This window comes from Streptomyces sp. Tu 2975, from assembly GCF_009832925.1.
Lineage (GTDB): Bacteria > Actinomycetota > Actinomycetes > Streptomycetales > Streptomycetaceae > Streptomyces.
In genome coordinates, this window is the sequence record NZ_CP047140.1 from 1582231 (window position 1) to 1600401 (window position 18171).

The 18171-nt window shown below is 69.7% G+C and carries 15 protein-coding genes and 6 pseudogenes; 13 read left to right on the plus strand and 8 right to left on the minus strand.

The features are described from left to right. Positions 1 to 13 precede the first annotated feature (13 nt). Positions 14 to 415, minus strand: coding sequence for a DUF3662 domain-containing protein (locus GLX30_RS06905; protein WP_159684877.1), 402 nt, complete (start codon positions 413 to 415; stop codon positions 14 to 16). Positions 416 to 466: 51 nt separating this feature from the next. After that, on the minus strand, positions 467 to 694 hold the full coding sequence (locus GLX30_RS06910; protein ID WP_159684880.1) for a DUF5133 domain-containing protein: 228 nt from the start codon (positions 692 to 694) through the stop codon (positions 467 to 469). Positions 695 to 980: 286 nt separating this feature from the next. On the opposite strand from GLX30_RS06910, the gene GLX30_RS06915 reads away from it, so the two are divergent. Both GLX30_RS06915 and GLX30_RS06920 read left to right on the plus strand, forming a co-directional pair. Then, entirely contained in the window at positions 981 to 1307 is a 327-nt protein-coding gene (locus GLX30_RS06915) for a GYD domain-containing protein (protein ID WP_159684883.1), read from the plus strand. Between the two features lie 540 nt (positions 1308 to 1847). Further along, a pseudogene (locus GLX30_RS06920) lies at positions 1848 to 3052 on the plus strand (FAD-dependent oxidoreductase). Positions 3053 to 3120: 68 nt separating this feature from the next. Here the strand turns inward: GLX30_RS06920 and GLX30_RS06925 are convergent. Beyond that, entirely contained in the window at positions 3121 to 4485 is a 1365-nt protein-coding gene (locus GLX30_RS06925; protein ID WP_244258041.1) for a DUF3320 domain-containing protein, read from the minus strand. A gap of 112 nt (positions 4486 to 4597) precedes the next feature. After that, positions 4598 to 4939: pseudogene (locus GLX30_RS06930) on the minus strand (ATP-binding protein); the annotation flags it as partial. 110 nt (positions 4940 to 5049) lie between these two features. Here GLX30_RS06930 and GLX30_RS06935 point away from each other — a divergent pair. Beyond that, on the plus strand, positions 5050 to 5505 hold the full coding sequence (locus tag GLX30_RS06935) for an ATP-binding protein (RefSeq protein WP_244258042.1): 456 nt from the start codon (positions 5050 to 5052) through the stop codon (positions 5503 to 5505). A 619-nt stretch (positions 5506 to 6124) separates the two neighbouring features. Next, a pseudogene (locus tag GLX30_RS35075) lies at positions 6125 to 6277 on the plus strand (CU044_2847 family protein); the annotation flags it as partial. Between the two features lie 206 nt (positions 6278 to 6483). Here the strand turns inward: GLX30_RS35075 and GLX30_RS06945 are convergent. Next, a complete protein-coding gene (locus GLX30_RS06945; RefSeq protein WP_159684886.1) occupies positions 6484 to 7398 on the minus strand; it encodes a hypothetical protein in 915 nt (304 codons plus the stop codon). A 58-nt stretch (positions 7399 to 7456) separates the two neighbouring features. Beyond that, a complete protein-coding gene (locus GLX30_RS06950; protein WP_159684889.1) occupies positions 7457 to 8365 on the minus strand; it encodes an NAD(P)-binding domain-containing protein in 909 nt (302 codons plus the stop codon). Between the two features lie 85 nt (positions 8366 to 8450). Here GLX30_RS06950 and GLX30_RS06955 point away from each other — a divergent pair, with 85 nt between their 5' ends. Further along, a complete protein-coding gene (locus tag GLX30_RS06955; RefSeq protein ID WP_159684892.1) occupies positions 8451 to 8822 on the plus strand; it encodes a helix-turn-helix domain-containing protein in 372 nt (123 codons plus the stop codon). A 319-nt stretch (positions 8823 to 9141) separates the two neighbouring features. Continuing rightward, a complete protein-coding gene (locus tag GLX30_RS06960) occupies positions 9142 to 9690 on the plus strand; it encodes a DUF1062 domain-containing protein (RefSeq protein ID WP_159684895.1) in 549 nt (182 codons plus the stop codon). Between the two features lie 155 nt (positions 9691 to 9845). Here GLX30_RS06960 and thrS read toward each other — a convergent pair. Continuing rightward, positions 9846 to 11071 (minus strand): annotated as a pseudogene (thrS, locus tag GLX30_RS06965) (threonine--tRNA ligase). Between the two features lie 389 nt (positions 11072 to 11460). Here thrS and GLX30_RS06970 point away from each other — a divergent pair. Further along, a pseudogene (locus tag GLX30_RS06970) lies at positions 11461 to 11688 on the plus strand (hypothetical protein); the annotation flags it as partial. A 106-nt stretch (positions 11689 to 11794) separates the two neighbouring features. Then, positions 11795 to 11926, plus strand: a pseudogene (locus GLX30_RS36080) (DNA helicase); the annotation flags it as partial. 37 nt (positions 11927 to 11963) lie between these two features. On the opposite strand, the gene GLX30_RS06975 reads toward GLX30_RS36080, so the two are convergent. Next, complete coding sequence (locus tag GLX30_RS06975) at positions 11964 to 12101, minus strand: hypothetical protein (RefSeq protein WP_244258044.1); 138 nt, start codon at positions 12099 to 12101, stop codon at positions 11964 to 11966. A 249-nt stretch (positions 12102 to 12350) separates the two neighbouring features. Between GLX30_RS06975 and GLX30_RS06980 the strand changes: the two genes are divergently transcribed. From GLX30_RS06980 to GLX30_RS07000, 5 genes are all read left to right on the plus strand, one after another. Next, positions 12351 to 12725: a hypothetical protein gene (locus GLX30_RS06980; RefSeq protein WP_244258045.1), complete on the plus strand. Its 375-nt coding sequence runs from the start codon at positions 12351 to 12353 to the stop codon at positions 12723 to 12725. 66 nt (positions 12726 to 12791) lie between these two features. After that, positions 12792 to 14087, plus strand: a complete 1296-nt coding sequence (locus GLX30_RS06985; RefSeq protein ID WP_159684901.1) for a magnesium transporter — start codon at positions 12792 to 12794, stop codon at positions 14085 to 14087. Between the two features lie 2 nt (positions 14088 to 14089). After that, positions 14090 to 14569: a hypothetical protein gene (locus GLX30_RS06990; RefSeq protein WP_244258046.1), complete on the plus strand. Its 480-nt coding sequence runs from the start codon at positions 14090 to 14092 to the stop codon at positions 14567 to 14569. Between the two features lie 103 nt (positions 14570 to 14672). Further along, positions 14673 to 15422 carry an ATP-binding cassette domain-containing protein gene (locus GLX30_RS06995; protein WP_159684904.1) on the plus strand — a complete coding sequence of 250 codons (750 nt, stop codon included), beginning with the start codon at positions 14673 to 14675 and terminating at the stop codon, positions 15420 to 15422. A gap of 445 nt (positions 15423 to 15867) precedes the next feature. Next, positions 15868 to 18099 (plus strand): beta-N-acetylglucosaminidase domain-containing protein, encoded by a 2232-nt coding sequence (locus GLX30_RS07000; protein WP_244258047.1) that lies wholly within the window; start codon positions 15868 to 15870, stop codon positions 18097 to 18099. The last annotated feature ends 72 nt before the right edge of the window (positions 18100 to 18171 follow it).

Genomic DNA, 18171 nt, shown 5'->3' on the forward strand with positions numbered 1-18171 from the left:
ACGGGGCGGCAGGTCAGTGCGCGGGGAACGAGTCCGCGCGGACCTGCGGCGCGGGGGTGCTGGACACCCGGTAGCGCCCGTTGGGCAGGTGCGCGGAGGCGGTGTCGGTGATGTGCACCGTGAGCGGGCCTGCCCATTCATAGCCCTTCTCGTCACCGTGACGGGCAAGTGTGTCGATCAGCTCCTGCCCCAGTTCCTCTTCCCTGCGCGCGAGTTCTCTGTGCACGGTGTCGGCGAGCTCGATCTCGTAGGCGTTAGGCACCACCACACGGCTTTCGCTGCAGACCACGGCGTGGTCGTCGCATTCGCGCCGCAGGGCGTCGAGCAGTTCCACCGGCTCCCTGCGGAACACCTTGTCGAGCAGTGCGCCCTGCTTGCGCTCGAGGGCGAGTTCCCATCGGCTCAGCGTTCCCATGGCCTTCTTGTTGCCCGAGGCCGCGTCGTCACGCCTGCCTGATGCGGTCGTTCAGGCGGTGAGAAGGGAATCGTCCTCCGGCCGGGCGCCGGGCAGCCGATGGCGGGCGGCGATCAATGCCGCGTCGATGTCCCGGGTGCCGGTGGAGACGCACAGGGTGTACGCGATGTCGTCCATACGCTGCCGGCTCTCGGCGCTGCCGTTCTCGGCGTGCAGGACCTTCAGCGTCTCGTACTGCTCGACCAGGTTTCCGAGGATGACGGGGTGAGCCATCAACACAGTCGTCTCCTTCCGTTGGCGCCCTTCGGGGCTCTGGGAGCTTGGTGAAGCAGCGCTTTCCCTCTCTTCCGCCACTCATGCCTCAGGAGAATCGGCGAACTTCGGTCCCGCCCTGCCGAGCAGGAGCAGCGGGCGAGTGCGGCGGAGGAAGCGAAGGGCTGCGGGGCCTGTCCGGGGGAAACGCCTGGCACGAGTTGCGCGGCTCCCTTTCCCGGCCGATGCGGCCGGTTACAGTTCGACGCCCGTCCGCACCTCGCCCGGACCCGGCGAACGAGAGGGAGAGACAATGCCGCTCTATCTGTCGAGATTCAGTTACACGCCGGAGAGCTGGGCCAGGATGATCGGCAACCCGGAGGACCGCAGAGGGGCCGCTCAGGCGTACATCGAGTCGGTCGGCGGAAAGCTCCACGGGTTCTGGTACGCCTTCGGCAGACACGACGGCTACACGCTGTGGGAAGCCCCCGACAACGTGTCCATGGCAGCGGTCGCCCTGGCGATCACCGGCGGAGGTGCGCTGAGCTCACTGGAGACGACCGTCCTCGTGACCGTCGACGAGACGATGGACGCTCTGCGCAAGGCCGCGAACGTGCGGTACAAGGCTCCTGGCGCCTAGGAGTTGCCAGGCGGGAAGATACGGCTCCGACCTGCGCACCTGCTGCCGCAGCAGCGTAGCCGTCCTCGGCGGGACGTCCCTGCCGACGACACCAGGAGTCGGCCGGGCCGCGCCTCGCGGGCGCTGCGCCCGTCGAGCACGGGGCAACCGTATGAATCTGCCGGAACGGGTCGGAGCCGGCCTCTGCGGGGCCGCCCGGACGCCGGCCTGGAAGCGGGTCTCCACGCCCAGTTCGGCCATCAGCTCGGTGAGCCTGCCCCCACTGTCCGCTCGGACACGCCGAGCGACCGGGCGATGGTGCCCGCGCCACAGTCACCGGCGGTCACCACCTTGCCGACGGCAACGGGATCTGGCGCCTGTGGGAGCTGAGCCGGCTCTGAGGCCGGTCACGGCAGGGCGCTGACGACCCGGCCGGCGGACCCGCCCGGCGGACCCGCCCGGCAGGGGCCGGTCCGTGGTCCGTGATCTGTCGCACACGATGTCACAGCGGTCGACCGCCCGGTGTCTTGAGGCCGAACCCCTTGAAACGAAGGAGACACCATGACCGGGAACACCGAAGTGGTCGTGATCGGCGGCGGATACTCCGGCGTCATGGCCGCCAATCGCCTGATGCAGCGCGACGACGTGACAGTGACGCTGATCAACCCGCGTCCGACCTTCGTCGAGCGGGTACGCCTGCATCAGCTGGTGGGCGGGTCCCATGAGGCGGTCGTCGACTACCGGGAAGTCCTGGCCGAGGGGGTCCGGCTGGTCGTCGACTCGGTGGCACGGATCGACGCCCCCGGACGGAGCGTGACACTGGCGGGCGGCGGCGCGGTCGGCTACGACTACCTGATCTACGCGGTGGGCAGTGGCAGCGCCGACCCCAGCGTGCCCGGCGCGCCCGAGTTCGCCTACCCGCTCGCCGGCCTGGAGGAGGCGCAGCGGCTGCGGTCGGTCGTCGACGAGGTACCTGCGTCGGCCGCGGTGACGGTGGTCGGAGCCGGCCCGAGCGGCATCGAGACGGCGGCCGAGCTCGCGGAGGGAGGCCGCGGCGTGACTCTGGTGTGCGGCGGGGTGCTCGGCCCGTACCTGCATCCTCGGGGCGGCGCTCGGTGGCCAGGCGGCTGGCCGAACTCGGTGTGACCGTGGTGGACGGGCCCGGCACGTCGGTGACGGGAGTGACCCGCGATGCCGTGCGGCTCAGCGACGGCCGCGTGCTGCCGAGCGCCGTGACGATCTGGACCGCCGGGTTCGGCGTACCGGACCTGGCCGCGCGCAGCGGGCTGAGCACCGACTCATTGGGCCGCCTGCTCACGGACGAGACGCTGACCAGCGTGGACGACGTACGCATCGTCGCGGCCGGCGACTCGGCGGCCCCGTCGGACCTGCCGCTGCGGATGAGCTGCCAGGCCGCCATGCCCTTGGGCGCGCGGGCCGCCGACACGGTGCTCAGCAGGATCGCAGGGGAGCAGCCCTCGCCCCTCAACCAGGCGTTCGCCGGCCAGTGCATCAGCCTGGGCCGACGGGCCGGCATCTTCCAGTTCGCCCACAGGTACGACGTCGCGCTGTGGTTCCACATCGACGGTCGTCCTGGCGCGAAGCTGAAGGAGTTCGTGTGCAAGGGCATCGTCAAGCATCTGGCCGACGAGGCGCACAAGCCCGGTTCGTACGGCTTGCACCGCGTCTCAGGTGGCGCCCAGCGCCGGCAGTTGCTGGAGGCCAAGCGCGGCGGGGCGCCGGCCGTCGCTGAATCCTTGGCCTAATGGATGTCTCGCCGATGCGAGCTGATGTTTGCCGCTGAGCAGGCGACAGCGGGTGGACGGGCCGGGACTCATCCCATTGCCGGCACGCCGATCCGGCCCGGGCCTCCCTCCAGGCGGCGTTGCCGGTACAGCTCGGCGATGTCGGCGGCCAGGCAGGCGCGGATGTCCTTCCCGATCCGTTGCCAGCCGAAGAAGTCGCACGTCTGCTTGACGAGTTCGTCCTCCGACATGCCCGGGCACTCGGCGGCCAACTCGCAGAGGGCCAAGTGCCGTTCGGCAGGAGCGATGTACGAGATCTTCCGCGGGGTGTCGCCAGGGGCGGGCCTGCGTGCCTTGAGGACGCTGCCTTCGGCCAGGTCGAAGAACGATCCGCCGGAGGTGACGAGTCCCGACCGGACAAGTGTCTGCGCGACCTGCCTGACGTTGTCCCGGATGCGGTTTCCGGCCCGGGCGACGCCCCACGCCTCACGTGCCCGCTGGACGAGCAGGTCCTCGTGGACGGGCCCTTCCGTCTCGATGATCCGAGCCAGTGCGTTGCGCAGCTCCCGCCTGGCTTCGGGGGTGTGGAGTTCGTAGGCCGAAGAGACGGTGAACGCACTGGCCCGGTATTCGGCACTCCACTCCCGGTCCGCCTCGACCTCCACCGGTACGCGCTCGTGCTCGATGTCCAGACCGCCGGATCCCGTCGCCGGGCGGCCCGCCGCCGTGGCGACCCGGCCTGTCCCGCCGCCGGCCGAACGTGTTTCCGCTCCCGGTCCTGCGGTGCCGTCCGACGACCGGTCGGCGCCGCGAGGCGCCGGCAGGGTGGCCGTGAGGGGCCCTTGGGCGACGGCCTGCTCCACGGCTTCCCGCAGGCGCAGCTCGGCGGCGGCCCTCCCCCGGTACCAGTCCGTTCCCCAGATCCGGTAGAGGCGCCAGCCGAGCCCGTTCAGGATCTGCTCCCGCAGCCGGTCCCTGTCGCGGGCGGCTCGGGACGAGTGGTACATCGCTCCGTCGCACTCGATGCCGAGTGCGTAGGAGCCCGGCAGCTCCGGGTGGCGCAGGCCGAGGTCGATGCGGTAGCCGGCGACGCCGACCTGCGGTTGGACGGTGTAGCCCCAGCCTTGCAGGACGTCGAGCACCGACTCCTCGAAGGGGTTGTCGGGTTCGGCGTCGAACCGGACGGCGTCAGCGGCGAGGACGGCGGGCCCGCTCTCGGCGTACTCGAGATAGCGCTTGAGGTGCTGCACGCTCTCGTTGGGGCTGTCGGCCAGGTTCGTACCACGGAAGGAGGCGACGACCTCCATGCGGTAACGGGCACGGGTGACGGCCACATTGAGGCGCCGCCAGCCTCCGCCCTTGTTGATGGGACCGAAGTTCAGCCCCAGCTTCCCGTGCTCGTCGCGGCCGTAACCGACGGACATGATCATCACGTCTCGCTCGTCGCCCTGCACGGATTCGAGGTTCTTGACGAAGAAGCCGTCGAGGCGGTCCTCGGTGGATACGGCCCTGTCCGTTCTTGCCGTGCAGGGCTCGTTTCTTCAACGGGCTCGATTCCGCCAGGCGTTTCCACGACGTGCCGATCGGCTGGAAGTATCCGGGACAGCGATCGGCGGGCATCCCCGTGCCGTCGTCCGCGACGACCACGCTTTCGACGCCACCGAGTTCGTTCGTACACAGCTCGATGACCACGTTTTCGGCGTCCGCGTCGAGCGCGTTCCACACCAGTTCCTCGACGGCACCGATCGGATCATGCAGCCGCGCCAGTTTGGCGACATGCTCCTGTCCCACTTTGAGCGGCAGTTTCACCATCGCCTGCCTCCTTCTGACTTCTGCGACCGGATCGGAGGCCGGTGGTTCCTCCCCATGCTGCATCAACGCGTCGGCTCCCCCGTCGGTTACGAACATGTACGCGATGGTCTCACCACGAGTAGGGCCCGGCGAGTCCGCGTACACCGCCCGGACGTCCGCGCGTCCAGGCTGGTCAACGGGGATTTGGCGGCAGCAAGGTGATCGACATGAGGCCAATGACCGTTCCACCCGCAGGGCTTGTGCACGACCCGGATACCACCCACGAGTTCACGATGCAGTTCACTTCGACGCCCCGCGGAGCGCGGCTTGCGCGGCGCCTCGTATCGCACCGACTGCACGGCTGGGGGCATCCCTACGACTCGGCCGCCAACGAGACCATGACCCTGATCGCCGCCGAACTGGTGGCGAACGCCGTGCGTCACGGGCACGTGCCGGGGCGGGACTTCCATCTGCGGCTCGCCGCCTCGCCGGCGCGGCTGCGGATCGACGTCACCGACGCGCGCACGGAGAAGCGTCCGGCCAAAGGGACGCGGCTTGATTCGGGAGGCGCGGAGTCGGGGCGAGGGCTCGTACTCGTTGAGGCGCTTGCTGCCGACTGGGGTGTCTCGCCGCGCAGCGCCGCGCCCGGCAAGACGGTGTGGGCGGTCGTCGACCTGCCGTGAGGCGGACGCCGCTCAGACCCTGTCACCGCCCACCAGACAGCGGGTGATGTACGTGAGGTGCTGCGTGTGGCCGACCGTGCCCAGGTCTCGGGGGTGCCCGTTCCGGCCGGCCCGGTGCCGTACGCGCAGGACTCGAGCCATGCCTCGGCAGAGCCGCGGTGGGCCGACGGCTCGCGGCGGTACGACTCGTGCTCGACGATGCGGCGGGCCGTCGAACGGACCCGGTCGGCGCGTTCGGGGCCGCGGCTGGGTGCCCGGGCGACGAGGAAGCGGTCGGGGAGGGTGTAGCGCAACAGGCTCCACGGGGGTCTGTACCGGCCGGAGTCGGCGGGCCGATCCGCGCTCCGGACGTGCTCGACCGAGTAGTCGCCGTAGTGCACTCGCTGCCGGGGCCGTGCGGCGAGGACCTGCGCGTGGAGGGCCCGGTCGAGCCGGGGCGGGGTGAAGAGCGCCGGTTCGTGGGCCGGGTCGTGATCAGGGAACGCACTCGACAGCAGGGTCACGCTGCGCCAGGGCATCAGGGTGCCCAGCAGGTCCAGGGCCATGAGGGACCGCTTGCCCGCCTCGGCGAGGTCGTTCACCGCGCCGACGTCAAGGAGCAGGTCGAGCTGCGACGGCGGCGCGCACAGCCGGGAGACGCCCGGACGAGATCGAGTTGGAGTTCGGAGTGCGCCTTAGCACCGAAGCCGGTGCCGTCATCGCCAAATCCGGTCTCGAGGGCCACCTGACGTTCAGGCTCAGCTGGGAGGGCGGACAAGCCGCCTATGAATGAGCTACTTCGCCGGCGCGGGCCGTAGTTGCGGCGGCAGGGCTCGGCGGCAGGAAGGGGAGCACCCGGGGGTACCCGCGGCACGCCCGCCTACAGCGCGGCGGCGTGCTCATCCGACGTCATGTTGATCCCGCGATCACGCGCGGATCGGGCCACCTCGGCCGCTGGTGCTGCGAAGTGCCCTGCCGAGATCATTCGGTACCCGGGGCTCACCGCCGTGTCGGCAGGTCCAGCAGGCCGGCGAGTTCGGCGTCGGTGGCCGGCCTGAGTGTCGACAGGACGTGCCGGGCCGCCGACAGGTCCGTGTGACGGCCCTCCACTGTCACGGTGAAGACCAGCCCGTCGCGGCGCAACCGCAGTTCCTGATGCTCGTAGCCGCCCTCGTAGGTGAGCAGTTGGCGTCCTTCGCCGTCGTCCACGCAGTGGATCGGGTCGCCGAACGGAACGGGGCAGCCGCGCGCGTCGGCGCGCCGGGTGTCGTGGCCGGCGCGTTCAACGCCGAGATGCAGGCGTACCGATCGGGGACGCTCGTACTCGGCACCGAAGGTGTCCTCGCCCGCGCCCAGGGCCCGCAGCCTGTAGCCCGACGGCGGATCGCCGACCCGAAGCAGGCCGCGGTCCACGTCGTTGGCGGCGAGATGCTCGTCGAGGGTGGGAGGCTGCGCGGCGTCCCGGTAGGCGTACGCACCGCCGCCGACGAGAACGGCCGCCGCCCCGAGGGATCCCAGCCTGGTCCGGGTGCCGGGCAGGAACAGCGCGGCCGCGAGCGCATAGCAGCAGCCTCCGGCCGCGTAGAGCAGAAGGGCGTTCTCCAAGCGATTGATCTCGAAGTTCACCACGGCGGCAACGGACGTGCCGGCCGTGCCGGACACGTAGACGCTCACCGTCCATGCCCACCGGCCGCGTGGCCGGTGGGCGAGCGGCACGATCGTGCGGGCGGCGCGCGCGACACCCGCGAGCGCCCCCAGCCCGAGAACGGCCCCCAGGACGAGGAGGCCCCCGCGGACAACCGCCCCGTCGACGAATAGGGCGATGAGCACCACCTGAAGCTGCACAGCGGTCAGCACGCCGCCGACACACCAGACGGCCGCCAGATGGGCCGCCCGGCGCCCCGCTTCGTTCATCCCTGCCATTCTCGTGATCACGCCGGATCGGCCGGTCGCGGTTCCCGGGCCGCAGTGTTCAGCGTGCTGCTCGGATGCCGTCGATGATGCGGGTCCAGTTGTCGCCGCCGTTTCCGTCCTCGATCGCGCGCCGGTAGTGCGCCTGGACGGCCAGTGGCAGAGCGAGGTCGAGGCCGAGGGACCTGCTGGTTTCGACGATGTGGTCGGCCGTCGCGCCCATCATGGTGACCGTGCTGAGGTCGCCGGGGTGCTCCCCGGCATCGAGAGCTGCACCCGGGCTTGCTTCGCCGGCCCGCAGCATCTCGCCGATCGAGTCGGTGAGAACGAGCAACTCCGGTAGCGCTTCCTGGGCCTTCATCCCTGCGTTGCCCAACATCGCGGTGGCCTGCATCAGTCCGGACAGGGCGGTGAGGAACACCGTGAGGTTGGCCTGGTACATCATCTGGGCGAGGCCCGGATCCTCGCCGAGGTACTTGGGTGTACCGAGCGGTGTCAACGCCACCCGGTGGCGCTCCATAACCTCCTGGGGGCCGCTGTAGTAGACGTAGGCCGCCTCTGTGCCGACCATGGGCGCCGGCGTCATGACGCCGCCGGTGAGGAACGCGGCGCCGTGGTCCGCTGCCCAGGCCGCCGCCTGGCGGCTGCGGTCGGGGGTGTCCGAGCTCAGGTTGACGAGCGTGCGGCCGGCGAGCGATCCGGTGGCGCTGTCGAGGATGTCGTACATCGCCTGGTAGTCGGTGAGGCTGAGGATGACGAGGTCGCTCGCCTCGACCGCCTCGCGGGGCGTGGCCGCGAGCGTCGCTCCGTCGGCGACGACGCCGTCGGCCCGGGCGGCGGTGCGGTTCCAGACGGTGACCGGGTGGCCATCGGCGAGGAGGGTACGGGTCATGGCCTGTCCCATCGGGCCCAGCCCGATGACGGTGACGGCGCCGTCTTGCGTGGGGTCGGGGTTCTGTCGTTCGTTCACTCCTCCATGCTGGGAGAGTGCCACTATTCTCGGTAGTACCCACTATTTACTGCGGTACTTACCTTTTTGTAAGGGGCGATCAGTGATGGCCAAGGCGCCGAGGTGCGGGCCCTACATCTGCGGTGTCGACGCCGCGCTCGACGTGGTGAGCGGCAAGTGGAAGGGGCTGATCCTCTGGGAGCTCGACACCCATCGCGTACGCCGGTTCGCCGAGCTCCGTCGCGGTCTGCCGGGAGTGAGCGAGAAGATGCTGACCCAGCATCTGCGGGAGATGGAGGCGGACGGTCTCGTGCACCGGGAGGTCTACGCCGAGGTGCCACCGAGGGTGGAGTACTCCCTGACCGAACACGGGCACACGCTCAACCAAGCGCTCGGGCCACTGGGCGCGTGGGGGACCGAGCGCATCCGCCGCGAAGCCATTGACGTGGTCGACGTGGCCGAGACCTCACGCCGCTAGCGGCGGACTGCCGATGCTCGAGGCCGACGCGGTGAGCGCGCGGCCTCGATCGTCCACGGCGCAGTCACCGTCGCCGCGATCCGGCTCCGGCTGCCGGGTTCCGTCCGGCGGAGCCGGACGGAACCCGGCGGTAAGGCGCTCGAAAACCGGTGGAGCAGCGCCGCTGTGCCCATTACCGTGCTGCCGAACCGAGTCGTCTGGGTAAGGACGTGCCGTTGTACACCGTGTGAGACATCCCGAGTGCTGATCTGTCGCGCGTCGCACCTGTGCGCCGCGCTGCTTTTTGCTGCGGACTTCTCACTGAAACCGGTGTACTTCTGTGCTCAACAACTGGGTGGTCGCGCCCACCTGCCTGCCACTCGTCCGCCGCCGTTGCCACACGTGCGCGTCCGAGCGCTTCCGGGCAAGCGGTAAATTCCGCGTCAACGCCAACCACAAGCTCATCGACGCCTGGCTCCTCGTGCTCTGCACCTCATGCGGGGAAACTGCGAAGCTCACGGTCCTGGAGCGGATGAACGTGTGCTCGGTACGACCTGAGCTGCTGGACCTGCTGCATGACAACGACCCTGGCCTGACAGCGGAGTTGCTCCAGGACCCGGTCGTGCAGCACCGTAATCGCACAGCCCTCGACTGGGACGGCGCCTGGCGCCTCGACACCGGTGGGTCGGATCACCTGGACCGCGAAGTGATCGACGTCTCGGTCCGCTTCGCGGCGCGGATCCCCGTCCGGCCGGTGCGACTGATCGCTGAAGGGTGCGGTCTTTCGCGGGCCGAGGTCGAAAGACTGGTCACGGAGGGGAAGCTCGTTTCGGCAGTCAGGCTGAGCGGCAAGCTCTCCGGCGACTTCACCTTCACGCTCAAGCGCTGAGCCTTCTCGGGACCATGGGGCCTGTCCGGCGTGATCCGCCGGACAGGCCCCTCCTATGTGCGTCGGCCCGCAAGGTTGTCCAAGTGGGTGATGGGGGCCGGCCGCCGGAGCCGCTGCGGCGCGCAGGCGGGCGGTCGCAGGTGCTGCACCGCCTGCTATGCGGCAGAGTCGACCCACAGGTCGGTGCTGTGGGCATCGACGAGAGCACTGACGCGGGCGAGTACGTCGCTGATGGGCTGCGGGTCGAGTCGGCGTCCGTCCCGCAGACGCAGTGCGACGTGGTCGTCAGCGGCCTCCTTGGCGCCGATGACGGCTTGGTAGGGAACCAGGCGGGCCTCTCGGACACGGGCGCCCAGAGTGCCCCGTTCCGGTCCTGCGATCTCAGCACGCAGTCCGAGGGCGGTGCATCGCCGGGCGAGGGCCACCGCGTTCGGCAGTTCGGTGTCGGAGATCGGGAGGATCACCAGTTGGGTGGGGGCGAGCCAGGCGGGGAACGCACCGCCGTGTTGTTCGATGAGATGGGCAACGGCTCGTTCCACGCTGCCGATGATGCTGCGGTGGACCATGACCGGGCGATGTTTGGCTCCGTCCGCACCGATGTAGTGCAGGGCGAACTGCTCGGGCTGGTGGAAGTCGACCTGGACGGTGGACAGGGTGGACTCCCGGCCGGCGCCGTCGGTCACCTGGACGTCGATCTTGGGGCCGTAGAACGCCGCCTCGCCCTCGGCCGCCTCGTAGGGCAGGCCGGAGCGGTCGAGGACGTCGGTCAGCAAGGCGGTGGACCGTTGCCACTTCTCGGGGCGGCAACGTACTTACCACCGGGGCCCGGGAGGGAGAGCCGATAGCGGGTGGGGGTGATGCCGAGCGCCTCGTACGCCCGACGGATCATCTCCAGCGCGGCCTGCGCCTCCTCGGCGACCTGGTCCAGAGTGCAGAAGATGTGGGCGTCGTTGAGCTGGATCGACCGCACCCGGGTCAGCCCGCCGAGCACGCCGGAGAGTTCGGAGCGGTACATGCCTCCCAGCTCGGCCATGCGCAGGGGAAGCTCGCGGTAACTGTGCGAGCGGGAACGGTAGATCACCGCGTGATGGGGGCACAGGCTCGGCCGCAGGACGACCTGCTCACCGCCGAGGTCCATCGGGGGGAACATGTCGTCGCTGTAGTGCGCCCAATGCCCGGAGATCTCGTACAGCTCCCGCTTGCCGAGGACCGGTGAGTACACATGGCGGTACCCGGCTCGCCGTTCGGCGGCACGGATGTACTCCTCCAGGGTGTGCCGTACGACCGCGCCGTCGGGCAGCCAGTACGGCAGGCCCGCACCGATCAGCGGGTCGGTGTCGAACAGGCCCAGCTCACGGCCGAGCTTACGGTGGTCATGCATGGCGGTCTCCTCGCGGGCAGCGGGCGAGTGACCAAAGGCGAAGCCCCGGGGCACTCGCCCCGGGGCTTCGACTCAGACATCTGTCAGCGCGCCGGGACACTCTCCGGCGTCGTCGTCATAGCAGCGCGCTTCATGCCCGAGACGCTAGCAGGCGGTAGCCATGTCCACGCGGTCATTTCTCATCAGCGGTTCCCGGACCGCAGCGGGCGAGAGGTCAGCCGGCCTGGCGACGCCGCCGCGGACAACACATCCTCTACGCAAGGCCGTTGGACCGACGGCCGTCAGTCACGGCGTTTGGGCGCCCAGCTATACCGTGTGACCATGTCCGCGTTCATTCAACAGCTACCTGCCCTGATCGGTGTGGTGGTCGGCGCCCTCGGCTCGTAAAGTTGATGCTGGGCAGTCCGGACGTGGTGGAACAGGCTCGCGAATGGGTCGTCGTGGTGATGGACATGGAAGCGTTCCTGCGCGACCGGACCGTCGACCCGGAGAAATGGTCAGCCCTGCTCGAGCGCCAGCGCACCGCGCGCGAGAGGTACTACACGGCCGTCCGGAGTGACCTGGCGCTCCCGCCCGGTCACTCCGGGGAATGGCCGGTCCCGCCGGTCCGAAGTTGATCGGCATGGGAACGGATCGATGTCACGATGCACCTACCAGGGGAAGGGCCCGACCGGTCAGCGTCGTCGGCGAGCCGGTTGTGCTTGGCGCTCGCGTGGAACCCTGCGCCACCGACGTGAGCTTCAGCGGGCACGGTCGTCGCTGCTCATCGTCGCGGCGACCCGTGCTCGCGACAGCCTGGACATCTTCTGGCACGCCGCCCCGAGCCGGCTCCGGCAGTCGCTGCCGGCGGCCTGACGTCCCCTTGCGTGCCGGATGGTGGGGCGGGCTCTCATCAGTCGTCGAGCAGCCGCCATGCGGTGAGCGCGAGCGTGGCCCGGATCAGCCCGGCCGGTGCGGTGAGTTCGATGCCCAGAGCCTTGCCGATCTGTTCGAGCTGGCGGGCGACGCTGCTGTGATGGCGGTGCAGCATGCCGGCTGCCCGACGCTGGAGCCGGTGGCGCGGTAGGCGTCCTCGGAGGCCGTTCAGCGGCCTTAACGTCAGTGCCTGACCTGGGAGTTAGCTTGATCACTTCCGAGCGGATGGCAGCCGGAACGCGGTGACAGCACTGCTACAGTCACGCAGCCTTTCGGTCTCCAGTTCGAGGGAGGGGCCTCGACAACCGGAAGGACAGGGAGGGCTTTTCCTCTGTCCGTACGACGTTTGCGTAACCTCTGTGTCGTGACCGGCACCGCCGCTGCCTTGACGGTCGCCACCGCCACGGGCGCCTGGGCCAACTGGAGCAAGGCGCCTTTCAGCTTGACTCAGGGCACCACTTCCCAGCAGTGGGTCGATGAAAGCTACAACGAGTTCCATTTCACCGGCTGCTTCCAGTCGGGAACCTCGAAGAGTGTCGACGTGGCACTGTGGCAGCAGATCGACTGGGGCTCTGACAAGAAGCACGACACGTCGACTCTCACCAACTGCTTCAGGGGAGACGGTTACACGAGCACGGCTACCCAGTCGAGTCTTCCTTACGACAGCTACTACCTCGAAGTCACGAAGCTCGGCACAGGGTGCGGAGCTGCACAGGAGTGGCTGACAAAGTCAGCGTAGACACGACCAAGGCTGACTGATCCTGCTGGGCCGCCGCACATACGGCGCGGCGGCCCGGTTTTCTCCATGCGAGGCTCCATGCGCTTCTCCTCCGCTCTTCGCACGCATCCGGCCGTGCTGGCCTTCCCCGTGATCGGCCTCTTCTTCGCCTACGTGTTCCTCACGAGCACCCGCAACATCGATCGGCTCATTGCCGTGCCGTGGCCGGCACAGGCCGCGTCGTACGCCGTGCATGCGCCGGTCCCGATGGCCGCCGCGGCCGTCGCGGCGCTGGCCGCGGTGGAGGCGACCCGGCTTCGGGCCCTCGGCGCCTGGGACTTGGGGGCCGCACGGGCCACGTGGCGCATCGCGCTCCAGCCCGTCCTCATCGCCGTGCTGTCCCTGTCGGTCCTGACCGCCGGCGTCACAGCAGGTGGCCTGTGGGTGGTCGGAGTCCTTCCCGACCTGTATGTGCTGCAGCTGATGGGGATCGTCGTCGTGCTGCTCACCGCGCACGCGGTCATCGGCTTCGTCGTCGGGCGCCGGCTCCATGCGCTCTACGCCGCGCCGCTCGTAGCTGTGGTGATCTTCGTCGGCATCAGCTTCCCACTGGGGACGGACAGCTACTGGGCCCACCATGTCACCGGGTCCATCGGCTGGCTGGGATTCGGTGAGGCGTACTCGTTGCCCATGACGGTGGCCGCGGTTCTGCCGACGGTCTGTCTGGCGCTGGCCTGTGTAGTGCTCGCGGGCCCCCGCCGTGTCCGCGTCACCTCTGTCGCCGCGTCCGTCGTGATCGCGGCCGGCGGTCTGCTCGGTGCCTACAGCATCACCAAGGACTGGCGTTCCATCGCACCGGCCGCCACGGGCCTGGCCCCGATCACGTGCGAGGGGCGCGCGCCTGAAGTCTGTCTGCCGTCGGCCGGCTCCGGGCACATCGGAGAGATCCAGGACGAACTCGCGACAATGACCGGCCGGTTGCAGGCCAAGGGGATCATCGCCGAGAAGCCCGCCCGCATCACCGACCTCACGGTGGCCGGTGTCCAGCAGAGCGGCACCAGGGGGGAACAGTGGACGCTGGACCTCGTGCCCGGCGACGCGGACAGGGCTCTCCGGGAGAACATCGCCATCGAGGTGGTCGGGATGCCCTGTCGGGAACCGAACTGGAACACTTTGCACTACAACACCCTCTGGGTCGCCCGGACGATCGGGGTGGAGAGCGAGTACCTTGCCTGGTTGTCCCGTGAGACCCGGGGGTTCGGCCGAGGACAGAGCAAGCAGCAGCTTCTCGCCGAGATGACGAGGGTGGACGGTCTTCCGACACAGGAGCAGAAGACCTGGTACGCCGAGCGGCTTCAGCAGGCGTGCCTGGCAGGTCGGTGACCGTGATCTGGTGGCTGCGCCAGCGTGGCGCGCTGGGGATGCTGCCCGGTGCGCTGCTCGGTTTCGCTCTGGGCATCGGACTCACCCTGAACGTGGTCCTCGTCTTTCCGGCGTTCGTGGGCAACTACGCGACGGCGACCGAGCTCAGCAATTTTCTCTGCCTCGTCCCCTCTGTCGCCCTCGTCGTCTGCCTCGAAAGGCGGATGCCGTCGGTGGAACGATCCGCCGTGCGCCGACTCGACGCGAGAGACATCGCGTTGGTGTCCGGCTTCGCGCTCCTGGCGACCGTGATCGCCATGGCGATGGCCCTTCTCGGCCCGGAGGCGATGTGGACGGCGGCGCGAAACAACCTGCTCTTCTGTGGACTCGCCCTGGGAGCCTGGCCGTTGCTGGGACACCGCGCGCCCCTGCTTCCCGTCTTCTGGATGATCCACTCCATGTTCCTCGGGGGCGCAGTCGCAACGACCCTTACCCCTGGGTGATCGTCGCGGAGGAAGCCGGTGTCGTGCATGCCGCCGTGGGCGCCGCTGTTGTCTTTCTGGCCGGAGTTCTCTCGCTCATCTGCTTCGCACCAAGGACCGACCGATGACTCTGCTGCTCGACCGTGTCACCTTCAGCTACCACCGCTGGATCCGCCCTGTCCTGAACCGCTTCACCTACGAGGTTCCCGGTGAGGGCCTGACGATCCTCCTCGGCCCCAACGGGGCCGGCAAGTCCACCACGATGGCGCTTCTCGCCGGCACGGTCGAGCCGAGGGCGGGCAGGGTCCTGTTCAGCGGCTCGGACCTCGTCTCCACCAGCCGCGAGTACCGCCGCCACGTTGCCTGGCTGCCGCAGCGGGTGCCCAGCTCCCGGCAGTTGAGCGCGCGCGAGTACGTGGCCTACGTCGCCTGGCTGAAGGGCGAGAGCCGCTCCACCGCCTGGGAGCGCGCCGGAGCCGCCCTCGACCAGGTCGGCCTCGCCGAGCAGAGCGGGCGGAAGACGGCCAAGCTCTCCGGCGGACAGCTCCGCCGTGTCGGCATCGCCTGCGCCCTTGCCCATGACGCACGCGTCATCCTGTTGGACGAGCCGACGGCCGGGCTCGATCCCCATCAGCGCACGGTCTTCCGTGACGTGCTGCGGGAGGTCGCGGCGAAGACCCCGGTGCTCATGTCGACGCATGACATCGCCGATCTCGCCGACGAAGCGGACACCGTCACTCTCATGGACGGCGGCCGCGTTCTCCACCACGGCGGGACCCAGAGTTTCCTCGACCACGCACACGATGACGCCGTACCCGCCCGCCGGGCCGAGTCGGCGTACTCCGTCCTCATGCGCCTGGACGGCTCGCGCTGAGCGCGCAGTAGCGCATGCGGGAGGTCGCCGGTCGCATGCGGTCGGCTCTCCGACACGGCCGTCCGCCCCGACGCCCGGTGCCCCTGCGGCCGACCGCCGGGTGACGTGGGGTCCATGTCGGCATCCGCCGGGTCTCAGCCGGCGCCCCGGGCCGAACGCGCTTCCCCGCCCCCGCGCAAAAGTCCAAGCCTGTTGCGGACGCATCCATGGACAGCCCCGGACACTCCGCCGGTACGGTGTGCCGCAGTTCGCGGTCTAGACCACTCTGGAGGTCTCGTGAGAAGGCACGGAAGAACGGTCCGCCTGTCCCTCGCCGCAGCAGCATCGGCCGCCGCCATGACGGTGGGCGTCCTCTCCCCCGCCCCGCAGGCCGAGGCGGCGTCCACCGCCCCGCTTCCCCCGTCTCCCCCACCCCCGGTCGATCGACCGCGCCGGCGCCGACGCGGTGGTCACCGACCGGGTGCTCGTCGTCGCCGACGCCCGCACCGACGCCGCCGCCCGCGACCGTCTCGTCGCGGAGCTGAGGGGCCACGGCGCCGGCCGGGTCGACGTCGTCGCCCCGGGGCGTGAACCGGCGGCCGCGAGGGGGCTGCTGACCGTACGGCTCGGCCCGGGCGACCGCCCCGACATCGCCGCCGCCCTTGGCGACACCGCTGTTCCCGGCCGTGCGGAGGGCTACGCCGTGCACGTCGCGGGAGCCGGCCGGGCGGGTCACCGGATCGCCCTCGCGGGCAAGGACGCCGCAGGCCAGTTCTACGCCGTGCAGACGCTGCGTCAGCTGTTCGTACGCGGTGACGACGGCTGGAAGGTGGCGGGTGCCGAGGTCGGCGACTTCCCGTCCATGCCGTTGCGCGGCACCATCGAGGGCTTCTACGGCACGCCCTGGACGCACGCCGAACGCCTCGACCAGATGGACTTCTACGGCGACGTGAAGGCCAACACGTACATCTACGCGCCCAAGGACGACCCCTATCACCGCGGCAAATGGCGCGAGCCCTACCCCGCCGACAAGCTCGCCGAGCTAGGTGAGCTGGTGCGGCGGGCGACCGCCAATCACGTCCGCTTCACGTTCGCCGTCTCCCCCGGCGAGTCCATCTGCTACTCCGACCCGGCACACCGCAAGGATCTCAAGGCCAAACTCCAGGCCATGCACGACCTGGGCACTCGGGCGTTCTCCGTCCCGCTGGACGACATCAGCTACACCCGCTGGAACTGCGAAGGCGACAGGGCCGCCTACGGCGAACCCGGTCGGCAGGCCGCCGCCAAGGCGCAGGTCGACCTGCTCAACGATGTGCAGCGCACCTTCGTCGCCACCCGTCCCGGCGTACAGCCCCTGCAGATGGTGCCCACCGAATACGGCGATCTGACGGACACCGCGTACAAGCAGACGCTGCGGGCCACTCTCGACCCCACGATCGAGGTGATGTGGACGGGCACGGACGTCGTACCGCCGAGCATCACCAACCAGCAGGCGGAAGGCGCGGCGGAACTGTTCGGGCGCAAGGTCTTCGTCTGGGACAACTATCCCGTCAACGACTTCGGCAACACCCGGGGCAGACTGCTCCTCGCCCCGTACGACAAGCGTGAAGCGGGCCTGTCCGCCCATCTCACCGGCATCGTCGCCAACCCGATGAACCAGCCGTACGCCAGCAAGGTCGCGGTCTTCGGCGCGGCCGACTTCGCCTGGAACGACGCGGCGTACGACGCGCGGGTGAGCTGGCCGCGTGCCATGGCATACCTCGCGGGCGGCGATCGCGAGGCGACCGAGGCCCTGCTGGTCCTCGGCGATCTCGAGCACATGGCGCCCACGTTCGGGGCCACTCCCTGGCAGGAGCAGGCGCCGGAACTCGCGCGCCGGGTGGCCGAGTTCTGGACGTCGTGGGACGACGGGAACCGTGCGGAGGCGATCGCGTCCCTGCGCGGCTACGCGAAGAGGGTCGAGCAGGCGCCGGCCGTCATCCGGGGCGGCTCAGTGGAGCGCGGATTCACCATGGACGCGGCGCCGTGGCTCGACGCCACCGAACTGTGGGGCCGGGCGATGGTGCGGATGCTGGACGCGCTCGACGCCCGGCAGGCCGGTGACCGGGACAGGGCCGACGAGTTGCGGGGCGAGTCGGTCGAGCTCCAGCGGCAGGCCACGGCCGTACGGGTGCACCCGCCGCGCAACTCCTGGGGCGCCGCGCAGCCCCAGGTGGGCGACGGTGTCCTCGACGTGTTCCTCGTGCAGGCCGAGGTCCGGCTCCAGCTGTGGGACGTCGCCGGCGGTGGCAAGAACCTCGCGCCGAAGGGGAAGGCGACGGCGTCCAGCGTCGAGCAGAACCTCGACCGCCTGGCCGCCCGTCATGTCAACGACGGTCTGATGGGGACACGTTGGTCGTCCGGCTACGCCGATGACGAGTGGGTGCAGATCGAACTCGCCGCCCCCTCGAAGGTCGCCGCGGTGACGCTCTCCTGGGAGAGCGCCTGCGCGACCGCGTACACGATCCGGACGTCCGTGAACGGCACGGACTGGAAGACGGCGGCCACACAGCACCCGGAGGAGTGCGGCAACGACGTCGTCCGGCTTCCCACTGACGACGAAGCCGTGCGTTACGTGCGGATGCAGGGCGTCGAGCGCAGGACGACCTGGGGGTACTCGATCCACGAGATGGGCGTGTACGGGGTGCCCGCGGCCTGAGGCGTCGGCATCGGGCGGCCTCCTTCGCCACCGGGCCGTCCGATGCCGCGTCCTGACTCCGGCAACCGGCTG

Coding starts and splice junctions, on each gene's coding strand:
- GLX30_RS06905 (WP_159684877.1), bottom strand. CDS start 415: ATGGGAACGCTGAGCCGATGGGAACTCGCCCTCGAGCGCAAGCAGGGC.
- GLX30_RS06915 (WP_159684883.1), top strand. CDS start 981: ATGCCGCTCTATCTGTCGAGATTCAGTTACACGCCGGAGAGCTGGGCC.
- GLX30_RS06935 (WP_244258042.1), top strand. CDS start 5,050: ATGAGGCCAATGACCGTTCCACCCGCAGGGCTTGTGCACGACCCGGAT.
- GLX30_RS06945 (WP_159684886.1), bottom strand. CDS start 7,398: ATGAACGAAGCGGGGCGCCGGGCGGCCCATCTGGCGGCCGTCTGGTGT.
- GLX30_RS06955 (WP_159684892.1), top strand. CDS start 8,451: ATGGCCAAGGCGCCGAGGTGCGGGCCCTACATCTGCGGTGTCGACGCC.
- GLX30_RS06975 (WP_244258044.1), bottom strand. CDS start 12,101: ATGCTGCACCGCCATCACAGCAGCGTCGCCCGCCAGCTCGAACAGATC.
- GLX30_RS06985 (WP_159684901.1), top strand. CDS start 12,792: ATGCGAGGCTCCATGCGCTTCTCCTCCGCTCTTCGCACGCATCCGGCC.
- GLX30_RS06995 (WP_159684904.1), top strand. CDS start 14,673: ATGACTCTGCTGCTCGACCGTGTCACCTTCAGCTACCACCGCTGGATC.